Origin of the sequence: Borrelia hermsii DAH, assembly GCF_023035675.1 — a bacterium.
Taxonomy (GTDB): Bacteria; Spirochaetota; Spirochaetia; order Borreliales; family Borreliaceae; genus Borrelia; species Borrelia hermsii.
This window is the reverse complement of the sequence record NZ_CP073139.1, coordinates 34,653-54,690: the sequence shown is the minus strand read 5'-3', so window position 1 is coordinate 54,690 and position 20,038 is coordinate 34,653. Positions and strand designations below refer to the sequence as shown.

At 30.6% G+C, this 20,038-nt stretch carries 26 protein-coding genes and 2 pseudogenes; 26 read left to right on the top strand and 2 right to left on the bottom strand.

Annotated elements, in window-relative coordinates; all coding sequences use genetic code 11:
• The first annotated feature begins 196 nt into the window (after positions 1 to 196).
• The 6 genes from bhDAH_RS05160 to bhDAH_RS05135 are packed head-to-tail and all read left to right on the top strand — an operon-like array spanning position 197 to position 3,828.
• Positions 197 to 1,558 carry a DUF244 domain-containing protein gene (locus tag bhDAH_RS05160; RefSeq protein ID WP_247098892.1) on the top strand — a complete coding sequence of 454 codons (1,362 nt, stop codon included), beginning with the start codon at positions 197 to 199 and terminating at the stop codon, positions 1,556 to 1,558.
• A 29-nt stretch (positions 1,559 to 1,587) separates the two neighbouring features.
• Complete coding sequence (locus tag bhDAH_RS05155) at positions 1,588 to 1,782, top strand: hypothetical protein (protein WP_062706341.1); 195 nt, start codon at positions 1,588 to 1,590, stop codon at positions 1,780 to 1,782.
• On the top strand, positions 1,775 to 2,170 hold the full coding sequence (locus bhDAH_RS05150) for a single-stranded DNA-binding protein (RefSeq protein ID WP_062706345.1): 396 nt from the start codon (positions 1,775 to 1,777) through the stop codon (positions 2,168 to 2,170). Before bhDAH_RS05155 ends, bhDAH_RS05150 begins: the two co-directional genes overlap by 8 nt.
• Positions 2,171 to 2,219: 49 nt before the next feature.
• Positions 2,220 to 2,573, top strand: coding sequence for a hypothetical protein (locus tag bhDAH_RS05145; protein ID WP_064536643.1), 354 nt, complete (start codon positions 2,220 to 2,222; stop codon positions 2,571 to 2,573).
• A 23-nt stretch (positions 2,574 to 2,596) separates the two neighbouring features.
• Positions 2,597 to 3,013, top strand: coding sequence for a DUF261 domain-containing protein (locus bhDAH_RS05140; RefSeq protein WP_062706348.1), 417 nt, complete (start codon positions 2,597 to 2,599; stop codon positions 3,011 to 3,013).
• On the top strand, positions 3,010 to 3,828 hold the full coding sequence (locus bhDAH_RS05135; protein ID WP_032489656.1) for a DNA adenine methylase: 819 nt from the start codon (positions 3,010 to 3,012) through the stop codon (positions 3,826 to 3,828). Before bhDAH_RS05140 ends, bhDAH_RS05135 begins: the two co-directional genes overlap by 4 nt.
• A 285-nt stretch (positions 3,829 to 4,113) precedes the next feature.
• Here bhDAH_RS05135 and bhDAH_RS05130 read toward each other — a convergent pair whose 3' ends face one another.
• Positions 4,114 to 4,881, bottom strand: a complete 768-nt coding sequence (locus tag bhDAH_RS05130; RefSeq protein ID WP_062706351.1) for a tyrosine-type recombinase/integrase — start codon at positions 4,879 to 4,881, stop codon at positions 4,114 to 4,116.
• A gap of 504 nt (positions 4,882 to 5,385) precedes the next feature.
• Entirely contained in the window at positions 5,386 to 5,811 is a 426-nt protein-coding gene (locus bhDAH_RS05125) for an Mlp family lipoprotein (RefSeq protein WP_247098891.1), read from the bottom strand.
• Positions 5,812 to 5,985: 174 nt separating this feature from the next.
• On the opposite strand from bhDAH_RS05125, the gene bhDAH_RS05120 reads away from it, so the two are divergent.
• The 20 genes and pseudogenes from bhDAH_RS05120 (at position 5,986) to bhDAH_RS05030 (ending at position 20,024) form a co-directional block, all read left to right on the top strand.
• Positions 5,986 to 6,546, top strand: a complete 561-nt coding sequence (locus tag bhDAH_RS05120) for a DUF603 domain-containing protein (protein ID WP_247098890.1) — start codon at positions 5,986 to 5,988, stop codon at positions 6,544 to 6,546.
• A 16-nt stretch (positions 6,547 to 6,562) separates the two neighbouring features.
• Positions 6,563 to 7,915 (top strand): PBSX family phage terminase large subunit, encoded by a 1,353-nt coding sequence (locus bhDAH_RS05115; RefSeq protein WP_247098889.1) that lies wholly within the window; start codon positions 6,563 to 6,565, stop codon positions 7,913 to 7,915.
• A 40-nt stretch (positions 7,916 to 7,955) separates the two neighbouring features.
• Positions 7,956 to 8,543, top strand: coding sequence for a Bdr family repetitive protein (bdr, locus tag bhDAH_RS05110; RefSeq protein WP_062706411.1), 588 nt, complete (start codon positions 7,956 to 7,958; stop codon positions 8,541 to 8,543).
• 151 nt (positions 8,544 to 8,694) lie between these two features.
• Positions 8,695 to 9,903 (top strand): anti-CBASS protein Acb1 family protein, encoded by a 1,209-nt coding sequence (locus bhDAH_RS05105; protein ID WP_062706335.1) that lies wholly within the window; start codon positions 8,695 to 8,697, stop codon positions 9,901 to 9,903.
• Positions 9,904 to 9,914: 11 nt separating this feature from the next.
• Positions 9,915 to 10,508, top strand: a pseudogene (locus bhDAH_RS05100) (DUF1357 family protein); the annotation flags it as partial.
• 30 nt (positions 10,509 to 10,538) lie between these two features.
• Positions 10,539 to 11,240 (top strand): annotated as a pseudogene (locus bhDAH_RS07585) (hypothetical protein); the annotation flags it as partial.
• Positions 11,241 to 11,253: 13 nt separating this feature from the next.
• Positions 11,254 to 11,667, top strand: coding sequence for a DUF3890 domain-containing protein (locus bhDAH_RS05095; RefSeq protein ID WP_247098888.1), 414 nt, complete (start codon positions 11,254 to 11,256; stop codon positions 11,665 to 11,667).
• Positions 11,667 to 12,041 carry a DUF1506 family protein gene (locus bhDAH_RS05090; RefSeq protein WP_062706289.1) on the top strand — a complete coding sequence of 125 codons (375 nt, stop codon included), beginning with the start codon at positions 11,667 to 11,669 and terminating at the stop codon, positions 12,039 to 12,041. Before bhDAH_RS05095 ends, bhDAH_RS05090 begins: the two co-directional genes overlap by 1 nt.
• The gene (locus bhDAH_RS05085; RefSeq protein WP_062706286.1) at positions 12,032 to 12,421 is read left to right on the top strand and encodes a hypothetical protein; all 390 of its coding nucleotides are present in this window, start codon (positions 12,032 to 12,034) and stop codon (positions 12,419 to 12,421) included. The genes bhDAH_RS05090 and bhDAH_RS05085 overlap by 10 nt, the downstream gene beginning before the upstream one ends.
• Positions 12,418 to 13,011: a DUF764 family protein gene (locus bhDAH_RS05080; protein WP_062706284.1), complete on the top strand. Its 594-nt coding sequence runs from the start codon at positions 12,418 to 12,420 to the stop codon at positions 13,009 to 13,011. Before bhDAH_RS05085 ends, bhDAH_RS05080 begins: the two co-directional genes overlap by 4 nt.
• Positions 12,971 to 14,098, top strand: a complete 1,128-nt coding sequence (locus tag bhDAH_RS05075) for a DUF787 family protein (protein WP_062706281.1) — start codon at positions 12,971 to 12,973, stop codon at positions 14,096 to 14,098. Before bhDAH_RS05080 ends, bhDAH_RS05075 begins: the two co-directional genes overlap by 41 nt.
• A gap of 2 nt (positions 14,099 to 14,100) precedes the next feature.
• On the top strand, positions 14,101 to 14,520 hold the full coding sequence (locus bhDAH_RS05070) for a DUF1463 family protein (RefSeq protein ID WP_062706278.1): 420 nt from the start codon (positions 14,101 to 14,103) through the stop codon (positions 14,518 to 14,520).
• 24 nt (positions 14,521 to 14,544) lie between these two features.
• The gene (locus tag bhDAH_RS05065; protein ID WP_025400199.1) at positions 14,545 to 15,003 is read left to right on the top strand and encodes a DUF1473 family protein; all 459 of its coding nucleotides are present in this window, start codon (positions 14,545 to 14,547) and stop codon (positions 15,001 to 15,003) included.
• Entirely contained in the window at positions 14,990 to 15,220 is a 231-nt protein-coding gene (locus bhDAH_RS05060) for a DUF1322 family protein (protein ID WP_025400198.1), read from the top strand. The genes bhDAH_RS05065 and bhDAH_RS05060 overlap by 14 nt, the downstream gene beginning before the upstream one ends.
• Entirely contained in the window at positions 15,217 to 16,563 is a 1,347-nt protein-coding gene (locus bhDAH_RS05055; protein WP_062706275.1) for a DUF759 family protein, read from the top strand. The genes bhDAH_RS05060 and bhDAH_RS05055 overlap by 4 nt, the downstream gene beginning before the upstream one ends.
• Positions 16,564 to 16,576: 13 nt before the next feature.
• Positions 16,577 to 17,212: a DUF792 family protein gene (locus bhDAH_RS05050; RefSeq protein WP_062706271.1), complete on the top strand. Its 636-nt coding sequence runs from the start codon at positions 16,577 to 16,579 to the stop codon at positions 17,210 to 17,212.
• 4 nt (positions 17,213 to 17,216) lie between these two features.
• Entirely contained in the window at positions 17,217 to 18,203 is a 987-nt protein-coding gene (locus bhDAH_RS05045) for a DUF693 family protein (RefSeq protein WP_062706268.1), read from the top strand.
• Between the two features lie 27 nt (positions 18,204 to 18,230).
• Positions 18,231 to 18,746, top strand: a complete 516-nt coding sequence (locus bhDAH_RS05040; protein ID WP_247098874.1) for a DUF777 family protein — start codon at positions 18,231 to 18,233, stop codon at positions 18,744 to 18,746.
• 70 nt (positions 18,747 to 18,816) lie between these two features.
• Positions 18,817 to 19,149, top strand: coding sequence for a contractile injection system sheath initiator (locus bhDAH_RS05035; protein ID WP_025434159.1), 333 nt, complete (start codon positions 18,817 to 18,819; stop codon positions 19,147 to 19,149).
• Positions 19,146 to 20,024 (top strand): DUF276 domain-containing protein, encoded by an 879-nt coding sequence (locus bhDAH_RS05030; RefSeq protein ID WP_062706261.1) that lies wholly within the window; start codon positions 19,146 to 19,148, stop codon positions 20,022 to 20,024. Before bhDAH_RS05035 ends, bhDAH_RS05030 begins: the two co-directional genes overlap by 4 nt.
• Positions 20,025 to 20,038 lie beyond the last annotated feature (14 nt).

Sequence of the window (20,038 nt, the reverse complement as noted above, 5' to 3'; positions counted from 1 at the left end):
ATTAAATCTCCTATTTTATGAATTTACTACTAATCATGATAATGCAATACCCGTTAAAAAGTAAATCCATTTTTAATAAAAACATTTTATAAAATGTTTTTATTAAAAATAACAAAAAAATAATATAGCAAAAGTTTTGACAAAAACAATTTTTTGCTATATTATTTTTAGTAGTTCATAAAATAGGAGTTTACAAATGACAAATATAAAAGCAACAAAAACAAAAGAGAAAATAGTAGAGGTAGGGATGGAGCAGCCAGGTTTGTATGATCAAAAAATGTTTGAAGGATTTGATTCATTTGCACATCAAAGTCAAGACCAGATTAATAAGAGACAAAAAAGTGTAAGTAAAATAAGCAGAATAGGACGCAAGCTATCAAGAATTGGCAAAACTGAATGTTTCAAGTTTAATAGCAAAGTTGATTTTAACATTCAAAGGAATTCATTAAAGCGTATAGGAGCAAGTGAAGTTGGGAGTATGTTTATTGGAGCAGAGAGTGTTTCAAAATTAATGCTTGATAGGGTCTTGAAATTATTAGGAAGAGAGATTTCATTTGAAGAGAACTTAAGCATGAGGAAAGGAAAGATACTTGAGAATTTAGGGTTTGATGAATTTGTACGTATACACTCTGATGAGATTGCTGTTTTACATAAGAATAAATATGCAAATGGGATAGATAAGTATAATTACTTCAAGAAGTTTAAGGGACGGGATAATTTGGTTGGTTCAACAATTGATGGTTGGTTTGAAAACCAAGAAGGGGAAGCAGAACTTTTAGAAATTAAATGCAGTGATAATATTCATTTAAAGAGTGCTGTAATTGAATACAATAAGAATGGTAACTTCTTAGAAAACAAATATTTTTTCAAGTATTACGTTCAAGTGCAAATACAACTTTTATGTACAGGTTTAAGTAAGGGGAATCTGTTTTTTCTAATAGGTAATGAAGCTATTAATTGTGTAATTGAGAGGGATGATAAGTTTATTAATGAAGTAATGTTTGATGTTTCAAGAATGGAAGCGGAAGTAAGTCGCATTGCCAAAACTTTAAGAGCAAAGTATGATATTGAGAATATAGATTTAGATAGTTTAAGTGAACTAATTCAAGAAGGGATTGAGAGTAGTGAGATATACAAATATTTTTCAGAATCAGAGTATAAAGATGACTTTTTAGAATTTGTAAGATGTACTGACCTGGAGATTGATAAAGAGAAGGATAATCTGTTGAAAGGATGTCTTAGTGAAATTAGTGCTTTGCAAACAGAGATAGAAGAAGCAGAAGAGATAGCTAAGAATAGACATACACAAGAGTTATATAAGACAACAAAACCTATGAAAGATAAACTTAAATCCCGAATAGATGAAATATTTGCAGAATTTTCATTAATGGAGCATGTAAATTATTGCTTTGAAGGTAATCTATTTTCTTTAGATACAACCAAGCGAGCTATTAAAGATAGATTCAAATCGTTAAGTGGCAATATCAGTTTTCTTGCTAGTAGTTTAGATTCAGTGCAGCAATGGTCTGATATTGCAACTCCCATTGTAAGTGCTTAAGGTGGTGGGGGCTTATGAGGATTAGCTTTATGGTAGTACTTTTACTAATGACTTATCAGGTTGTGAAGTTTTTATGTAAATTTAGCAAAAGAACTTTAGAAAAAATAATTTATGATTATTACTCAAGACAAGAATTTTTAGAGGATATGAGAAGACTTGATCATGATTTAAGACTCATGGAAATTATGAGTAGATTAAGGGATAAGGAGAGCTCTCATGTCTGATATTAATTCAGTAGTCTTATCAGGGCGTCTGACTAGAGACAGTGAAATTACTTACGTTAACAACAGCATTCCTATTTTGAAGTTTGGTTTAGCTAATAATAGGAGAATAAAAAGGAATAATGAATGGATAGATTATGCTCAATTTTTTGATTGTGTGCTTTTTGGGAGTAGAGCAGAAAGACTAATAGCATTTCTTTTAAAGGGGAAACAAGTTGTAGTTAATGGGTCTTTAAGGTATGAGAGTTGGGATGACAAGCGCACTGGTGATAAGAGAAGCAAGAGCAGCATTTTAGTGGATGAGATTCAAATACTAAGCCCATTACCTGCTTTAAGAGCAACTAATAAGGTTGATTCTGATGAAGGGTTTCATGAGGATATCCCTTTTTAGGAATGATATATTGCAATCAAAAATAATTGTAAGCTAAGGAGTTTTGAGTATGCTCTATGCAAAAATTGAACTTGTAGAGAAGATGATGGACCAAAGAGATGAATTTGAAGAAGTTTTATTGAGCAAGGTAGTTGAGAAGGGAGCGGTAGTGCTTGTGAAACCTTACGATGAGGAATTTACTTGTTCATTAGCGAGGCATTATCTTGATATTTTTTTAAGGTTTTGCCTAAGGAATCCACATATTAAAGCTATATGTGGAATAACTAAGATTAAGGAAAAAAGTCTTTCTGTAAATAAGCATTTCAGGTCTTCTATGTTTGTGGACCTTATGTTAATTTTTTTTGAAGATTTATCGCTGTTTGAAGTTGAATTTCAAAGTATTAAATTTGATAGTAGAGGTTAAAGATTAAAGGTTAGAGGTTAAAGATGAAAATAACGCAAAATAATCCAAAGTTAATTTTAGAAATACGTCAGTGGGGATGTTACTTTTTATGTCTTCATTATTACATAGAACAATTTAAAAAATTGCAGTTTAGTATCAATGATATTAACAATAATTATCATAAATTTGTTGGTTTAGGATACATTAAAAGTAATTGTTATATTGTAAATCCATGCAGTATACTTCAAAATTTTGGCATTAAGACAAGTGTGCGTTGGATAAGTCATTCTTACAGATGCGCAAGTCATGAATTTGAGATAAGTGAAGTAAAAATCAAAGGTGTATCAGGATATCATTTTATAGCAACTAACGATTCCAGAGTGCTTTATGATTCACTTATGCTTAAGGAAAGAGGAGTTGAATATCAAATTACATCAAGGAGAGTGTTTAGGAAACATTGAAACTGCTAGCTAGAGAAGGAAATAAGTATCGTTATAGTAAGGGTATTATAAGTCTTTTTCCTAAGCATACTGCATATATTGAAGGATTTTTTGGAACAGGCGCAATCTTTTTTGCAAAACCATTAGCTTGTTACAATATACTCAATGATAATTCTCAGTTTATTTATAAGTTTTTTTATTATTTGCGACGCAATCCTGATGTTCTTTACAAGAAGGTAAGAGACGCAATTATTTATGACAGAATTATAAATGAAAATCAAGACAAGATAGAATATATGGTTTTAAGAAGTTTGTATTCTCTATATGGTTCATGTAACTTAACTATGAGGTTAGATAGAAGCAATTCTAAGAGATTATTTCTGGGTATGCTTAAGACTTATAAGTCTAGAGCAAAAGAGATGCTTGATTGTGCAATATTTACTTCGCGTGATATATTTGATTTTCTGGGTGCTCTACCTAAGCGTGATAAGATTGCTTCAACATTTGTATATCTTGATCCACCATATTCAATTTCACGTGGAAGTCTTGCTGATAATCGGGGGTGGAATTTAGATTCTCTTGAGAGGCTCATTGTAGAGATGAAGAGATATAATTGGCAATTTGCAATAAGTGAATTTGATGATTTAAGGGTTTTAGAACTTTTCTTGAAATATAATCTTAATGTTAATTATATAGCTCGTTCAACTGGCATTGCTAATACTTTTGGGCATACTAAACATGAAATACTTGCAACTTCATATAGAACCAGTAAATCAAGTATGAGTTGTAAAAATACTCGTTATATTCAACTTGAAATGTTTAAAGTGCAAGCGTGAATTTGTATTCTTAATTTGTTGTATAAAAAAAGACTCTAAAAGATTGAGAGAAGTAGAGTCTTTTTTTATTTTAAAAATGAAATATTGGTTGAAACTTTCAGGATTTATATGTATTATACACTAAATAATTGACAAAAACTAGAGCTTAGCAAATAATTTATTGTTAGAAAAAATACCTAAGGATTGGTTCTTAGGTATTTATATTTGTACATATTTATATGCGGTAAAATGAATTTTGATAATAACTTTAGTAGAAGTATATAATAAATTAGCAAAAATTGTAAGTTATTTCAAGCTAGTTTTGATATCTTTGTAAGCATTAATTTTACTTGCAGGGGAGAGTCCATAAACATTATCAATCTCAGTAGTAGATGAGTATTTCATAAGTTCTTTAATTTCAAATGAGTTGTATCCTTTAGACTTTAGTGAGGCAATAAATATATTTCTACATATATGTAAAGATTTACGATACCTAAATCCTGCTTTAAGAAGCAATGATTTAAATTGTTTTGAAATCTTAATTATGCTAATTCTATTGTCACGGAATTTGTGTTTACTCTTTTGAAAAAGATAAGTACGCCTTTTGTCTTTTCCTTTGCTTGCAAAATGTTCTTGATGTATTTGCATAATAGCATCAAATTCAGACTCACTAATAACTACTTCTCTTATGCAGATACTACTTCTCTTTTTTGCTACATTAACACGAAGAGAATAGAATACTTCACCATCGCTGCTTGTTTCTTTTGATACATCAGATAGTCTTACATTTTGTATCTCAACACCTCTGCAACCAGTAATACTTAAGATATATACAAACCATCCAGAGATTGGGTTGATTTGTATAAGCTTTTTTATACATTTTTTTACTAGTTTGGTTGTTTTGTCATTTAGATAGAATCTTACAGGAGTGTTTTTTGATTGTTTTGAAGCTTTATTTTTACTCTTAAGTGTACTTTTAAGTTGTGACAATTCTTCATTGAGGCATTCATTTTGCTTTATTAGTTCATTTATAAAGTTAAGATTACTGTTAGTTAAGAGTTCCTTTTCATGCATTTTATTGTTAACTAAAGATTTTAAAAATATTTAAAATTAGTTACAAAAATGTTAGCAAATACTTGTATTGTAAGTCAATTCTAACGTCGCTTCATTGTATATAAAATACCCCCTCTAAGGTACTTTATGTAGATAGAAAGGGTACTTTTTGATATGTTAGGTTAATATTTCTAGTATACTTTATCCTATCTTTAACAAATACTTGAAAATATCCTCTACATATACTCTATTTGTCTTTTTAGTGGATCTTCATTTTACAATGGTACGTATTGCTCTTTAAAATTTAACCTCTTTCTCTTTGTTAACCAATTGTTTACTTTTTATCTTCTTTTACCATTTTTGTAACCAGTTTAATTTATTTATCTTTACTATTTTTTCTAACAATCCCTATTCGTTTATTTTCCTTATTTGTTTTCTTTATCTTTGTTTGTGGCTTTACTCTTTTAAATCTTCCTTTCTTAAATACTATTTCTTAACTTTCATCTGTGATTATAAGAGGTGCTTTTAACCACCTGCTTGACAACCACTGATTGCGTTTGCTTGAATTTCATCTAACTTATTATCGCTCATTGTGTCAAAGTATCCTTGTAAAACTTGTTTAAAAGTTTTCTTTTGTTCGTCATTACAATTTGCAAGTTGATTCTTTATATGCTCAAGTGCAGCTTTTATCTTTCCTTCATCTAGATTTAGAAGTTGATTAAACTTTTCCTTATCATTTAAAGCATCTTTTAAGAAATCTAGATTTGATTTTTCGATAGCATTTAACTTGTCTCTTAATGTTTCCTCAGGTGTTTTTTGAGTTGTTCCTGTATTTTCTGTTAACCCGTTTATTGTTTCATGATTAGCTTTCCTTTGTGTTGTTTCATCCCCATTACGACAATACAAGAATAATGCACTGAAAAGTATTAATAATATTATATGTTTATTCATAATATTCTCCTTTTTTAATCTTTAGATACAGTATAACCTATACTAGGGTTTTTTCTTGGATTCTATCTATATTATTTATAAGTCTTAATTGTTTTTGTAAAGTTGATTGTTTTGTTATAGAGTTTATATTAGTTTTTGTTAAGTTTTGTTAATTTAGACTAGGGTTAAAGAGATATGAGAAGAGTAAAGAAGTCATTTGATGATTATGTTGTGTATTTTAAAGAAGGCAGGCTTAATGACGCACAAATAGCAAAAGAGCTGGGAGTAAGTCGTGTTAATGTAGGAAAGATGAGACGCAAGTGGGAAGAGGTTAAGGATGACCCTGAATACGTTAAAGAAACTGCTAAGCTTACTATTCGTGAGGATACTTTAACTAATATTTTGATTCATGCTTCACAAAGTACAGCCCAAGCGCGTGATCTTAAAAGTCAGTTTAGTATGGCCAGAAGCATGTTGGGAATTGAATTTATAAATTCATTTAGTCGTTATTTAGAGTTGGAACTTAAAGCCCATAATCACGAGATAGAAGTATTAGAATCTAAGATTATAAGTTTTGATAATAAAATTAGAGATAATAATCTTTCGCATTCAGATGAAGAGAGTAAGAGGCTTGAAGAATTAAAACTTAAACTGGATGAACTTAAAAGGGAAAGAGAACTTAAGAAGATGTCACTTTATTATAAGACAATGCTTAAGCTTAAAGCTACTGATGTTGATGTGAGATCTAAATTTTAAATTTAAAGGTTAGGAAATGGATATATATAAACTACCTCTTTTTAAGGAAATGCAAAAAGAATACAAGCGTGAATTTGGTATTGATATAGCAGATTTAATTAAACTGAAAGCAACTGTTATTGATTTTAGAGGGTTTGAAAAGACATATTTAACTAAGAAACAATGTGAGGTTTTAAAATTAATTGAGAATAATAATCGAAGTAAAATTATCCTGTCAGGTGGTATTGCCAGTGGTAAAACATTCTTGGCTTGCTATTTATATCTAAAGATGCTCATTAAGAATAGACATCTTTATAAGCAGGATACCAATAATTTTATATTAGGTAATTCCCAAAAATCATTAGAGATTAATGTTTTAGGGCAGTTTGAAAAGATTGCTAGCATGCTAAGAGTACCCTTTACGCCAAAGTTTTCTAATACATCATATTTTGAAATAGACTCCTTAAGAGTCAATCTATATGGTGGAGATAAGGCAAGTGATTTTGAAAGGTTTAGAGGAAGTAATTCCGCTCTTATTTACGTTAATGAAGCAACTACACTGCATAAAGAAACATTAATAGAATGTTTAAAGAGACTTAGAGTAGGTATGGAAACTATTATATTTGATACAAATCCAGACAGTCCAGAACATTTTTTTAAAACTGATTTTATTGATAATAAAAAAACTTATGCTACATATAACTTTACAACATATGATAATGAACTAATATCAAAAGAATTTATTAAAACCCAAGAAGAGATTTATAAAGACATGCCAACATATAAAGCAAGGGTACTTTTGGGAGAATGGGTTGCCTCATACGATTCGATATTTACCAATATTAATCTTACAAGTAATCATGAATTTATAAGTCCAATAGCATATTTAGATCCTGCATACAGCATTGGAGGTGATAATACTGCCCTTTGTGTTTTAGAAAGAGTAGATCAAAAGTATTATGCATTTATATTTCAAGAGAAGTTACCAGTCAGTGATCCTAAGGTATTAAATACAATTAAAACTATTTTGACAAACCTTAATGTACATACACTATATGTTGAAGATAGGGATGATACTTCTGGGCATGGGAATGTGACTAAAACCTTTCTTAAACTTAGAGCAGGTATGAGTCATGAGTTTAGAATTGCGCCAATTAAACCTATAAGTAATAAATTTACTAGAATTGCTACGTTAATAGGACCATTTGCAAGTTCTAACTTAAGTATTCTAGACTATTCAAGCAAGTCAGCTATTGCTGATATTTATAAGTACAAAGGAGATGGAAAGAGTGCTGATGATTCATTAGATAGCCTCTCAGCAGCATATATGTTATTGACTTTGGGTATACGTTCTCTTAAAGCACATTTTACTAAAAGAAGGTTCCTATAACACTTAAAATATTATATAATAATTAAATAAGGAGATTTTTATGGGACTTGCACAACCAGTAATTACACAACAAATGGTTATAGCAGAACTTACCAAAGCTGGGATAAATAGAGAGATTGCTATTGATCTGTCTTACAGATATTATCGTAATGAGCTTACTCATAAAGATATTGAGTTTTTAAAAGAAAACTTTGATATAAAACTTGAAAAGGTAGAGTCAAGCTTGCAAGCTGAGATTAAAGCAGTCAAAACTGAGCTTGATAACAAGATTGATACTAAATTTACTGAACTAGATAACAAGATTGATACTAAATTTACTGAACTAGATAACAAGATTGATACTAAATTTACTGAACTAGATAACAAGATTGATACTAAATTCAATGAACTTGATAATAAAATCAATAATGTTGAGAATAATCTAAATGTAAAGATTGATACTGTTAGAAATGAATTAAAATCTGACATTGCATCTGTGAGCAATGAAATTTCTCTTGTTAGAAAAGATATGGAATTTAACAGAATGGAATTTAAGAGTACATTAAGACTACATAATTGGATGTTTGGGACTCTTATCACCCTTAATATAGGAATATTTTTAGCATTAATATCACTATTAGTAAAGTAAATTTATTTAACTAGCCCCTTATTTAATTGACTTTCTGTCAATTATTTTTTTCCGTCATTTTTTTACAAAAATTATTTAATTTTTTGTTAGAAATAATTAGCAAAAATTAAATATTGCATTATACTTGCTATCGTTAAAGGTTAAATAAGCCATGAGCTTAAATTTTAAGATTAATTCAAGAGATTTATATAAATATTCAATATTTTTTAGAAACTACATTTCAAATGTAGCAGAAGATTGCCTTAAGAATGGAATCACTTTAAATAGTGTAACTACTGCTTTGAATGTTAATGATGCTTTAGAAACGTTAAAAATAGAGCTAAAAGCAACATTATTGCAGTGTCTTATTAGTTATCGTTTTAATGGTGTTGGATACATTTTAGTTAAAACAGCAGATCAGCTACAAGATTTACACTTGGAAGTAAATAAAGAATTGCCTATTGGGTTTATGTATCTTGATTATAGTAATGTTCGTGATGAGGGGCCTGATGCTACTTATATAACATATACTTTAAAAGTAAATACAGATGGGAAGATATCTTATAAGGAAATACAGATTCATAAGAGCAGGGTAATCATACACTCCAATTATGATTATGTGCTTAAAGCATACAGCCCATGTTATACGCAAAGCTTTTTGCTTAATATATATCTTTTTGAACAAATATATAAAGAAATAGAAAAGCGAATAGAGAGTCATAACTTTTTATTTTACAGGGATGAATCATTAGTATCATTACAAGATGCCTTAAGTAATGCTACAACCTCATTAGAACTTTTAACTAAGGGTGTTAATGATAGGGCGAGCATATTTCCTAATATCTTTAAAAGAAATGATTTAAATGAGAATCATATAAGCACGTTTAAGAGTGTAAATAGAGATTTAGAAAGAGAGCTTTCTAGACTTAAATCCAACTTAAATAATGAAGGAATATTTTACAGTGGCACACCAGATGCCTCACTGGAGGTTATTAAGTATGACTTAACCTATTTAAAGGAAGCATTAGCATTAGTAAAAGCAAAGATAGGTGCTGACACAAAAGAACCACTAACAAGGAGCTTTAATGAACAAGTTAAGGGACTGGGAAGTGATGGTAAGGGGGACAGATCGAATTACTATGACTTTCTAAAAGGTGTTCAAGAAGAGCTAGAAATTAATTGTAATAGTAAACTGGGTAAGCATTACTACTTAGACATGAGATTTAATTCATTGCATGTGCTAACTGAAGAAGAAAAGTATGAGAGAGATTTGCGACTTATAGAATTAACCCTTAAATATAAGGAATTAGAATCAAGCAATACGTTAAGTCAAAGAGAACTTGACGCTTTAAGAGCAAAATTATTTTTTTATGAAGGCTAAAAGGAGATTTTATGAACAAAAAAACACAAGAAAATGTAAATAATACACAAGAGGATAACTTGATGCAAAGTACAGAGGATAATAAAGAGGATAAAAATAGTATTACTTTAAGTTTAAAGGAATATGAAGAATATAAAGCATATAAAGCAACAAGAGAATCTGATAGTCAGAATTTAAGTATTAATGAGAGGATATCAAAGGCGCTTGCCGATACGCAAGCACGCTTGGAAGAAGAAAATAAATTATTAAGTGAGGCTTCTCGTATTAATGAGATTGATACTTTAGCACGCAAACATTTAAGTTCGCATTTTAATAAAGAGACACTACTTGCTAAAGGCTACTTATTAAAAGATATAATGCAAGCACAACGTAGGGAACTTGTTAGAAAGTACGTACCAGCTGAAGACATTCAAGCTATTGCTAAGGTAAGAGATACTAGTCATTTAGATGGAGAAGTGCTTGAACAACTTGTAAACCTTGCTAAAGTAAATATAAAGAAAAGGATCCAAGCTACAAGTATCAGTTCCAAAGGTGAGATTAAACTTAACTTAACAAATGAGGATATATCAATCTTAGATCCTAACTTTAGTCCTCAAAACTTTAATGAGTTTAATATTTCTATTGCTAATGCTTATAAAGATAGAAGAAATAAGTTTTATAAAAATAATGATTATGCAGGCGATGTAAATAATAATTTATTGCCTTTCAAGGAAGCATATAAGCTTGCAAGTAATGAGATTATTAAACTTATAAATCACTTCATATTAACGGGTACTGTTTCAATCCAAAAAGATGGAAAGAATCAAAAACGTATGCTTCCTAATATGTATGGCCTACTTAATATGCCAGATCAAGTCAAAGAAGAAGTAAGCAGTAGTGATAAAGATAAGATGGATAAGATCTTTGAAAAGATTGAATCAGGACTTGCAAAGTTAGAACTTGGTGATGAATTTTCTACTCCTATGATGGTATTAGTTGACCAAGCAACCAGTTTGAAACTTGTAAAACCATATGCAATACCAAATGCGTCCTCATCATCTAATATTTATTTTTCAACTGACTCTTGGGAAGACTTTTTGGTTAAGACTATTAAAGCTGTAAATAATAGACAAGAAGTATATATACAGACAAGTAACTTACTCTCAAATCAGATACTAATTTATCCATTAAATGCAGAACTAATTAAATTCAAACCAAGTAAATATATGTTACCAATGCCAAATGAACAAGTTGATAAGGATTCAACTGATATTGCTCATTCATACATTGATTTTGTACTTGGTGGACTTTTGGCAACACAGAAGACTATTTTAAGAGTTGATATTAAGCAAAGTTAAGGAATTGTGACTTATGGATAGTGATGTAGAATCATCAGAAGGTTTTGGAGAGCTTTACTTACGAATTAAAGCTCTCTTAGATTTATCTGAAGAGGATTTAAGTTTTGCAAAGTTTGAAGAACAAGCAAAGCTACTTGAGATGATACTTAATACACGTGGTGTTAACCTTAGCACATTAAATATTAGTCAAGCATCTCTACTGCTTTATTATCACATAGGTTGCCATCTAAAGCGTTCTGGTGTGATTCGTGAGTTTGGTCTTGAACAAATCAAAAAAGAAAAATTTGGTGAGCTTGAGATTGATTATTATCCATCCTCAGGCACCGAATTGAATTGTGGGGGTAAAGATTATTGCTCTTCTTTTGAAGAGCTTCTCACACAAATTAAGTCAGGAGCACGTAAGACTTACTGCATAGGTGTTGTGTAATGAGTACAAGAGAAAGACTTGCTAGTATGGCAGATCGCATGATTGGCAGGTTTCGTGAAGAATCATACTTCCGGTTTTACAAAGGAACATATTCGCATGATGATGAGTTTGAAAGCCCTGAGATTAATTTCGATAAAAATAATTACACTCAATTTGTTGGAATTATTATCGATATCTCTCCACAAGAACTTGTAAAAATTAATGACTCTAATATTTATGACTTGGAAAACTTATCAAAGCTTTACACAAATGCTGAGATTAATTTTGAAATTAAAGACAGAGTATCACTTGAGGGTTCATTTTTTGAAATTATAAAGATTGACTCTAGCGTTGGTTATAAGACTTTAATTTTACGGGGTTTGGAATGGAGATAAAAGGTTTTAGAGAAGTAGAATTAGAGATTGGTTGGTTTGGGGGACGTGCTTTGGTAGCATTTATACATGAAATGGGTACTAAGAATTTACCTATACGTAAGCACTTGACTGAAGTAGCTAATTCTTCTCAGTTTAGAGAATACGTTAATACCAATTATATGAATAACGAATTTAATAAAGGCATTAAAAATGGTATGAATGCTTTGGGAAATGCATTTATAGAATATTATAAAAATTACGTATTAGCATCTAAAGTAAAACCTGCACTCTCTCCTAAGACAATTGCTTTAAAAAAGAGAAGGGGTAGCAAAACACCTGAGGTACCACTCAGTTGCAGCGGACTTATGCTTAAGACCATTGAATATAGGATAAATGAATGATACTGGATATTGCTACTATAAATCAATCTCTAATATCAGTTTTAAAAGACTTCACTAAATTTGCAAGCATTCATAAACTTGATGTTGATATTATAAATACGCATAACCATCCATACATGTCTGAACATACAATAAAAAAGCCCAATATCCTTGCAATAAAATTTGAAAATACCTTAGGTCTCTTTAATCACAACTTAAGAACCGGTTCATTTTACAAAAATGTAAATGAATTTGGTATCTGTTTCCAAATCTATTTCATGGCATTTGCAAACGTTAATAAGAATGCATATAAGAGACTTATGTCACTTTATACGTTATTTAGTGATTTTTTACATGACTTAGGTACCCAACGGTTTACATTCAAACCTGAAGAAGGTATAAGCACTCATGAAATAGATCTAAAGTTTTACATTTATGCTACAACCAATATGCAAAATTCTGGTCTTATTGATATCAAGAGCAATTATAGTCAGTTGGCATACTGTGCAAGTTGTGGTTTTAAAGCTAATGTGCAAGTAAAAGAAAACCAAATTAAGGAGGAAGAACAGAATGCCACAAGATACAATCAGTGTGAATTTGGCACATTCTGAATTAGATATAAACTATGTAAGTTACTATACACCCTTACTAGTGTATAAATGTGCAAAGATCAAACTCAATGATTCAACACCTAAGGTAAAGATATTAAACTTAAATATAAATAGCTTTGAAAAACAAATCGAGGCACTTGAAAAAGAAGGAAGTAATGGTGAGGATGAATTTAATAAGGAGAGAGAATACCTAAAAAAAGCAATGCAAGCATTCTTCTCAGCAGGTGATGCCGGACTTAGATCAGTCAAGCTACTTATATATAAAGAGGGAACCGAAGCAAAGGCAATTAAAACCCAACTTAGAGACAATAGATATACTTTTGTTGCCCTTATTAATACTTATTCAAGTAACAGTGATGGTGGTGATGGGCTTACAATATATAAGGATGATTATACTCATTTTAAAGACCCTGCTCACTTCTTTGTATTTGCAACAAAAGAATCTGAAATAAAAGCGTTGTTTAAAAATGGTACGAATTCTAAATCTAAAATTATTGTTATCCACTCTAAAGGAGAGGAATACTTACACTTAAGATTTATATCTAAATACTTACATGAAGCGAGTATATTTCATGCTGTAAACCCTTATGGACTTAAGTTTAGCGGTATGAGTCCTATTACTGATGATTCTATAACCTGTAAACTTAGGAATGCTAATATTAACTTTTACTCATTGCTTAATGAGACTGGTCTTGATGGTGTTATGGCTTTTAAGGAAGGAGTAACTCTTGAAGGAACTCCCATTGACGAATTATTTACTTATCATTATATCAAATCTGAACTTACATCCGAGCTTATTAGAGTATGGAATGTTAATGGTAGACAGAATAGTAAACTATCAGAACTACAACTCTCAGGAAAAAGAGATAATGCTTACAGTGCTGCTGTTGAATGTATGCTTAAACGTTTCATTGATAGGAATATTATTGTTGCTTACTCCAAGCTTAAGATTCACATATCACCAACACCCGAGCTAAAGCTTTTCTTATCAATAGAGATTACTTATAACCACTCTATGAACGCTGTCCTTTTAAACATTACAGCACAAGATATAAATAGTTATCTAAATAGCTTGAAGGAGAATTGAGAATGGAACAATACTATGATTTAAGGAACATATTTTTTTCAATTGGTGGGAATGAAGTTCAAGGTGGTAAGTTAGAACTTACAAGTGAACCTACAACAAGAGCGGTAGCTAGCAGTGAAGATAGGGGTTTCCCCGTAGTTAGCTTCAGGGATCCTAGAACCATTACTTTCATATTCAATATTGAAGTTACAATTGGATCTTATGAGTACAAATTGCTAACAAAGCTTTCAAAAGACCAATTTTATAATACTCATCAAAGTAAAACTGCAAAGATGTTAGATTTAGTATTCAATGACTTAGAAGACATCAAAATTGTATCTCAATATGCATTTTTTGCAGAAGAACCTTCAAGAAGTTATTCTGCTGAAGCTGAAAAGGTTACATTTGAAATCAGAGCGGTTAACTGCACAGTAAACACCTAATTTTGAACGCTTAAGGAGGATTTTATGATTACGCGTTACAAAATGAATATATTAACTAAAGATAAGACTTTTACATTTGAAGTAAGAGTACTGCCCGTTTACGAATGGGACTCTATATTAGGATTTTCACAAAATGAAGGCATCAAAAAACTTAATAATCTTGAATACTTAAGAGCAATAACAGACCTTATGATTAAACCTGGCTTTTTAGATGAATTTTACTTTATTTTAAATGAAAATAGAGAGTACATTACTTACTACAAAGATTATCTTAAGTACATACTTTACTCAATTCAGTTTGATGTATTCAAATCAGATCCTGACTTTAAGAAACCAACTTTAGTTTACTTAAGCCATTATCTAAATAATGCTGATGGATTTGTACAATTTGATTACATTAATGATAGTTGGAATTATGAACAGATAATACAAAATATCAAGTCACAACAAACATCAATGGGGATACAGGATGAAAATCCATAATGGAAGTAAAATCTTTAATGAAACCAAACTTGAATATTTTAAGTTACTTGAAGAGATAAAACAAAACAAATATTTCTTTCCTGTTATCATGGGTATTTGCACTTTAAATGAAGTCAAAACATTGAACTACGAAGAACTAAATGAGGTTTACAAAATATCGAATCTGAAACTTGAAAAGCAAATATTTGAAATGACTCTCTCTAAGGGAATGTTATGAATACTCCAAAATTTACAATTAAATTTACAGGAGTGCTAGATCATGCATCAACTCGCAAATCATTAGAAAAAGACATTTCTAAACTAGAACATTTAATTAAACCTAAAAAATCTTCTCTAAAGAGCACTAAAGATATCTTAAAACATAACTTATCTGAGAAGAAACGTGAACTAGCCAAACAAACCAAATATGAGAAATTACGAGAAAGGGTAGAAAAGTTTAGATTTACTGAAACTAAAAAACTTGTTAAGCTAGGATACAAATTTGAGGAAGCTAGAAAAAAAGCATTCAAGCGTTCACTTATGTCAAGTAAAGACCGAAGACGATTAGAATATGAAGAAATGAAAAGTGGCAAGCATAAGGAAACAATACTTCACAAAGCTATCCAAAAAAGTATTCTTAAAGGCGGTAGCATTTTGAAAATTGCTACTGGAACTGCTCTTGGACATATAGTGGGTCATACCTTTCAAAGTGGTATTGGTGATATCTTGAATTTTGCAAAAAAATCTATACTTAATGATGCTAGATTTCAAAAGCTTGACTTAATTACTTCAAGAGTATTTAAAACAAATGAAAAGAGCAAACTTGATAGCATGCTTCAAGGCATACCTGGTTTTGGGAACAGCATTGAAAGAGAAGATTTTCTCAACTCTGCTGGGACTCTTAGAAAAGTATTACAACACTTAGGTCAAAACAATGACGATAATCTTAAGCAGGCTGTAGCATTTGCTGCAAAGCTTAAATCTACCGGGGTTGTTAGTGATAAGAATTCTGCTATTACTGCAGTAGCAGAATTCTTGCAAGGCAAAAGCGGTTCTCTTTATAACATTATGAGTTCATTTAATAAATTTACTGATAAATATAATGAACGAGCCGAAATGGAATATGACAGAGTAGCAACTGGTTATACCTTTGATTACAGAACAGACAAATTAAAAGAAATTATTAAGGACTGGAACTCTCTTGAGTTTCCTACTTATGCTAGTGAAGCTGAAAAAATTAAGGATAGTCTGGATAAAGCTCAAGATTCATTTGGAAAACTTTCAGCTAGTGTATTCCAACCCATGTTGGAAAAAATAGAAACCATAGCTAAATGGTTAACAGGTTTTACCGTCAAAACACATATTGTTGAGCCCATAATAGACGGAATTAAAAGTTTTTTCGGTGACATTAACGAATGGCTTATAAAGCTTGGAAATCAAATTCTAAAATTAACACTGCCTAATTGGGCATACAAATGGTTATTTGGTTCAAAACCTACAACAGATAAAAGCCATTCACCACTCTTAAGTACTGATACTGAATCAAAATTAGAAACAGACGCAAGCATAAGAACACCTTAAGGAGCATTTAAATATGATACCACAGCTTACAACAGACTTCATTCATAAATATAAAGACACAGCACCAGTAAAGGCAACACTAGACTTCTTAAAGCTTACTCCATCACAAGTAACAAGTATCCTTAAAGAAACATTCAATGAAATTTCTAGTGTGTTTATGGCATATAACTTCTTAAGTTTATGTCCAAGGATGGACTTTAAGGGACTGGGATACGTTCCACAAGGATTTTTCATCTTACCCAAAACTGAACTAATTAGCACAACTTACACCACAACATGTTCAAAGCGTCCTGTAATTGACTACTACACACGTAAATCTGAATATGTAAGTTACAATCCAACTTTCACTGGTGAAGTTATCACATTAAATAATGCTGTATTAACTAGTGCTTATAAGGAACTGCTTAAATTCTCGGCTAATACGGCTTTTGGAAAGTTAATCTTTCCTCATACCAGTAATCTGGCAAAACAACAACTTATTAATAGAGTTGAAGAGAGTGTACCATTTAGTTTCTACAGTCCAACTTTAGGGTTTAGGGGTATTGTTGCAATTACCTCTCTTACCCTTAAGGACACAGTATACCTTGATGAGGTTGAAATTAGTCTTACCTTAGAAGTTCTTAAAACATTTTCAATATATAAAGGATAACTTCATGGAATGTAGACTTATCAAATACGACTTCAAAATCGAATTTTATAATCCAAGTAAAACTAGCACTAAGAATATCACATCAGAAGAAAAGCCTAAAATTATAATTAAAACTGAAGATGGAATACACATTGACATATCAATATCTGATATGTACTCAAGTAACAATTATGTGTGTGCAAAGAAAAGCAAGCTAACCCTTTGGAACCTACCTATAGACTTTACTGATAATGTAAATGAAGGAGATATTGTAAAAATATCTTATAAAAAGTTCGCAGACTCTAAAGATTATGACTTTATTATGGCAGGTTATTTGGGTGTTCCTATGAGTACTGATTATCCCAATGGAGATTTTAGTGTTGACCTTGAAATTCATTTGGCAACAAAAAGTAATTATTTCAATCGCAAGCTTAAAATAAATCAATTCCAGGGAATGAGTGTAGAGAATGCAATTAAATCAGCTTTTCCTGGTAAATGCATTATCAATATGAGCTATGCTGAGAGAACAAAAATTATAACAGAAAGTTTTTGTGCAAATACTCCTCTTGAGTTTCTTGAAAAGATAACTAAAAAGTATGTTCAAAGTGTTAGAACAGATATTGTACCTAAGGAGCATACACAACTTATTAAAGAATCGGCTCTCGGGAACACTCATGTTGAGTGTAATTACATTTTTACTAACGCCACACCTGCAGAGCAAAATACAAATTATCTACCTCTTGAAGATTTTGGTCTTGAGTTTATTCCTCAACAAGAGATTACTATTGGCAGTACTTTAAGTATAAGATTTATATATTGGAATGCCAAAGTTATGTACACACACAAACTGAAAGTTGGTGACAGGGTAAAATTCATTGACTCGCTTGGAAAAGAAGTTAAGAGCAGTATTATAGAGTCTAATGCTATCTTAAGCAATACTGGTGAATGCTCACTTATCCTTAAGCTTTATGATGACTCTAATTACTTAGAAATAAATGGGACAGCTAAATAAATGAACTTGAATTATGAAATATACAGAATGAATAGCCAAATGAAAGGCTCCCCGTTAACACAAGAAGAAATAAAACTATGGACTTATAGAAACATTTTTATCTCTAAAATAGGAATAATCAAATCTTTTAACGCCTCTACACAAGAAGGTGTTGTTTTGCTCTCTGGACACACAGACTTAGAAATTAAGACACGCAATATATCAAACATGCATTTTAATCTTAAAGAAAATGACGGGGTAATCTTACTTCAAAGTAGTATTAACCTTTTTAATGAGGATGATAATCATTATTTTGACAAAAACTATTTTTATATTCTAAGGCCAATTAACATGCAAAATGCTACTATCAAAGTTAATGACTTTGCAATTGACATACAAAACCCCATAGACATTAAAGCTAACAATACAAGCTTAAGGGCAGTATTAGAAGAAATTGTTTCTTGTCTACAAAATTTACGGGTCATTGGAAATGCTAGTGTTGAACCTAGCTTTTACAGCAATCTTGTAAAAATTACAACTAAAATAAATATGTTACTAAAATAGGTTTTTGCCAAAATAGTGCTATATTTACTACCGGTTAAAGGTTAAATTAGAATCATTAAAAGGTTAAAGATTGGATTTACAGATTGACAACCAATTTAATTTGGTTTTTAAAAAAGACTTAGCATTAACTAGTGGAATAAATGAACAAAAGCAACGTTTATTTATATTTTTAAGAACTCCAAAGGGTAGTCTTAAGAATGCTCCTAATTGGGGATTTGATTATAATTTCTTTACAAGGTTTGCTAAGACAAGCTCTTTAACACAAATTAAAACTTACTTTTCAAGCATTATACAAGACCTCAAGATTGATGTTGTCAACATTGAAACAATTACTAAAAATAACACATTAAACATTATATTTGAATTTGCAAACGACACTTTAGATATGGAGATTAGAATATGAGCATTCTTTTTGATCCTGATTTTGGTATTCTAAAACAGAATATCCAACAAATAGTTAATGCCAAACGAGCATACTTACGAGATATGCATGGGATTGTCATTAATAATGACCCATCCTCCATTTACAATATTATTGCAACCTCACTTGCAACAATTGAAGAACAAATCATTGATGAACTTAATTCATTTTTCTCTAAAGTAAGTCCCGGTGGCGAATACTTTAAGGCAATCGAAGAGCACATAAGTGTTAAGAGTACTACCTTTGATGCGGTTCGTTCATCATTGCTTAAACTTAAAGAAATAGAGTACGTCAATATTGATTCTAAAGCCGGAACAGCTGATATTTATCTTATATTAAATGACTCTTTACTAAATTCTAGTAAAACTGATATCACTGATTCTACATTTAAAGCCAAACTTTGGAAAGTGCTTTATTCAACTATGCCTGTAGGTACACTCTTTAATGGTAGTATCACAATTGATGGCCTTAACACTCATAATCAACTCAAAAGCTATAAAATATCTTTAGGAAAGAAAAAATACGTATACCTTAAAGTAAAATATCAACTTGATCTTAAGAATCACATATATCTTAACATAGACATGCAAATAAGAGATATATACAAACGTATTGTAACTAATAACTATCCTGATATGGGCATCAGCTTTGAATATCAAGATTTTATAGCTCCTGTTAATGAGATTAAGGGAATTAAGAGTATGAAAATATATGCTTGCATTAAAGACACAGATGACACTAAAATTGCAAGCATTACTGATTCAGAATTTAAGGAAAATACTAATATTGAAGTTAAGCCTGAGGAAATACTTATCTTCAATCTTACTGACAGATTAATCATTGACATTACAACTTAAAGGAGCTATTAAAA

Coding starts and splice junctions, on each gene's coding strand:
- bhDAH_RS05160 (WP_247098892.1), top strand. CDS start 197: ATGACAAATATAAAAGCAACAAAAACAAAAGAGAAAATAGTAGAGGTA.
- bhDAH_RS05155 (WP_062706341.1), top strand. CDS start 1,588: ATGGTAGTACTTTTACTAATGACTTATCAGGTTGTGAAGTTTTTATGT.
- bhDAH_RS05150 (WP_062706345.1), top strand. CDS start 1,775: ATGTCTGATATTAATTCAGTAGTCTTATCAGGGCGTCTGACTAGAGAC.
- bhDAH_RS05145 (WP_064536643.1), top strand. CDS start 2,220: ATGCTCTATGCAAAAATTGAACTTGTAGAGAAGATGATGGACCAAAGA.
- bhDAH_RS05140 (WP_062706348.1), top strand. CDS start 2,597: ATGAAAATAACGCAAAATAATCCAAAGTTAATTTTAGAAATACGTCAG.
- bhDAH_RS05130 (WP_062706351.1), bottom strand. CDS start 4,881: ATGCATGAAAAGGAACTCTTAACTAACAGTAATCTTAACTTTATAAAT.
- bhDAH_RS05125 (WP_247098891.1), bottom strand. CDS start 5,811: ATGAATAAACATATAATATTATTAATACTTTTCAGTGCATTATTCTTG.
- bhDAH_RS05120 (WP_247098890.1), top strand. CDS start 5,986: ATGAGAAGAGTAAAGAAGTCATTTGATGATTATGTTGTGTATTTTAAA.
- bhDAH_RS05115 (WP_247098889.1), top strand. CDS start 6,563: ATGGATATATATAAACTACCTCTTTTTAAGGAAATGCAAAAAGAATAC.
- bdr (WP_062706411.1), top strand. CDS start 7,956: ATGGGACTTGCACAACCAGTAATTACACAACAAATGGTTATAGCAGAA.
- bhDAH_RS05105 (WP_062706335.1), top strand. CDS start 8,695: ATGAGCTTAAATTTTAAGATTAATTCAAGAGATTTATATAAATATTCA.
- bhDAH_RS05095 (WP_247098888.1), top strand. CDS start 11,254: ATGGATAGTGATGTAGAATCATCAGAAGGTTTTGGAGAGCTTTACTTA.
- bhDAH_RS05090 (WP_062706289.1), top strand. CDS start 11,667: ATGAGTACAAGAGAAAGACTTGCTAGTATGGCAGATCGCATGATTGGC.
- bhDAH_RS05085 (WP_062706286.1), top strand. CDS start 12,032: ATGGAGATAAAAGGTTTTAGAGAAGTAGAATTAGAGATTGGTTGGTTT.
- bhDAH_RS05080 (WP_062706284.1), top strand. CDS start 12,418: ATGATACTGGATATTGCTACTATAAATCAATCTCTAATATCAGTTTTA.
- bhDAH_RS05075 (WP_062706281.1), top strand. CDS start 12,971: ATGCCACAAGATACAATCAGTGTGAATTTGGCACATTCTGAATTAGAT.
- bhDAH_RS05070 (WP_062706278.1), top strand. CDS start 14,101: ATGGAACAATACTATGATTTAAGGAACATATTTTTTTCAATTGGTGGG.
- bhDAH_RS05065 (WP_025400199.1), top strand. CDS start 14,545: ATGATTACGCGTTACAAAATGAATATATTAACTAAAGATAAGACTTTT.
- bhDAH_RS05060 (WP_025400198.1), top strand. CDS start 14,990: ATGAAAATCCATAATGGAAGTAAAATCTTTAATGAAACCAAACTTGAA.
- bhDAH_RS05055 (WP_062706275.1), top strand. CDS start 15,217: ATGAATACTCCAAAATTTACAATTAAATTTACAGGAGTGCTAGATCAT.
- bhDAH_RS05050 (WP_062706271.1), top strand. CDS start 16,577: ATGATACCACAGCTTACAACAGACTTCATTCATAAATATAAAGACACA.
- bhDAH_RS05045 (WP_062706268.1), top strand. CDS start 17,217: ATGGAATGTAGACTTATCAAATACGACTTCAAAATCGAATTTTATAAT.
- bhDAH_RS05040 (WP_247098874.1), top strand. CDS start 18,231: ATGAATAGCCAAATGAAAGGCTCCCCGTTAACACAAGAAGAAATAAAA.
- bhDAH_RS05030 (WP_062706261.1), top strand. CDS start 19,146: ATGAGCATTCTTTTTGATCCTGATTTTGGTATTCTAAAACAGAATATC.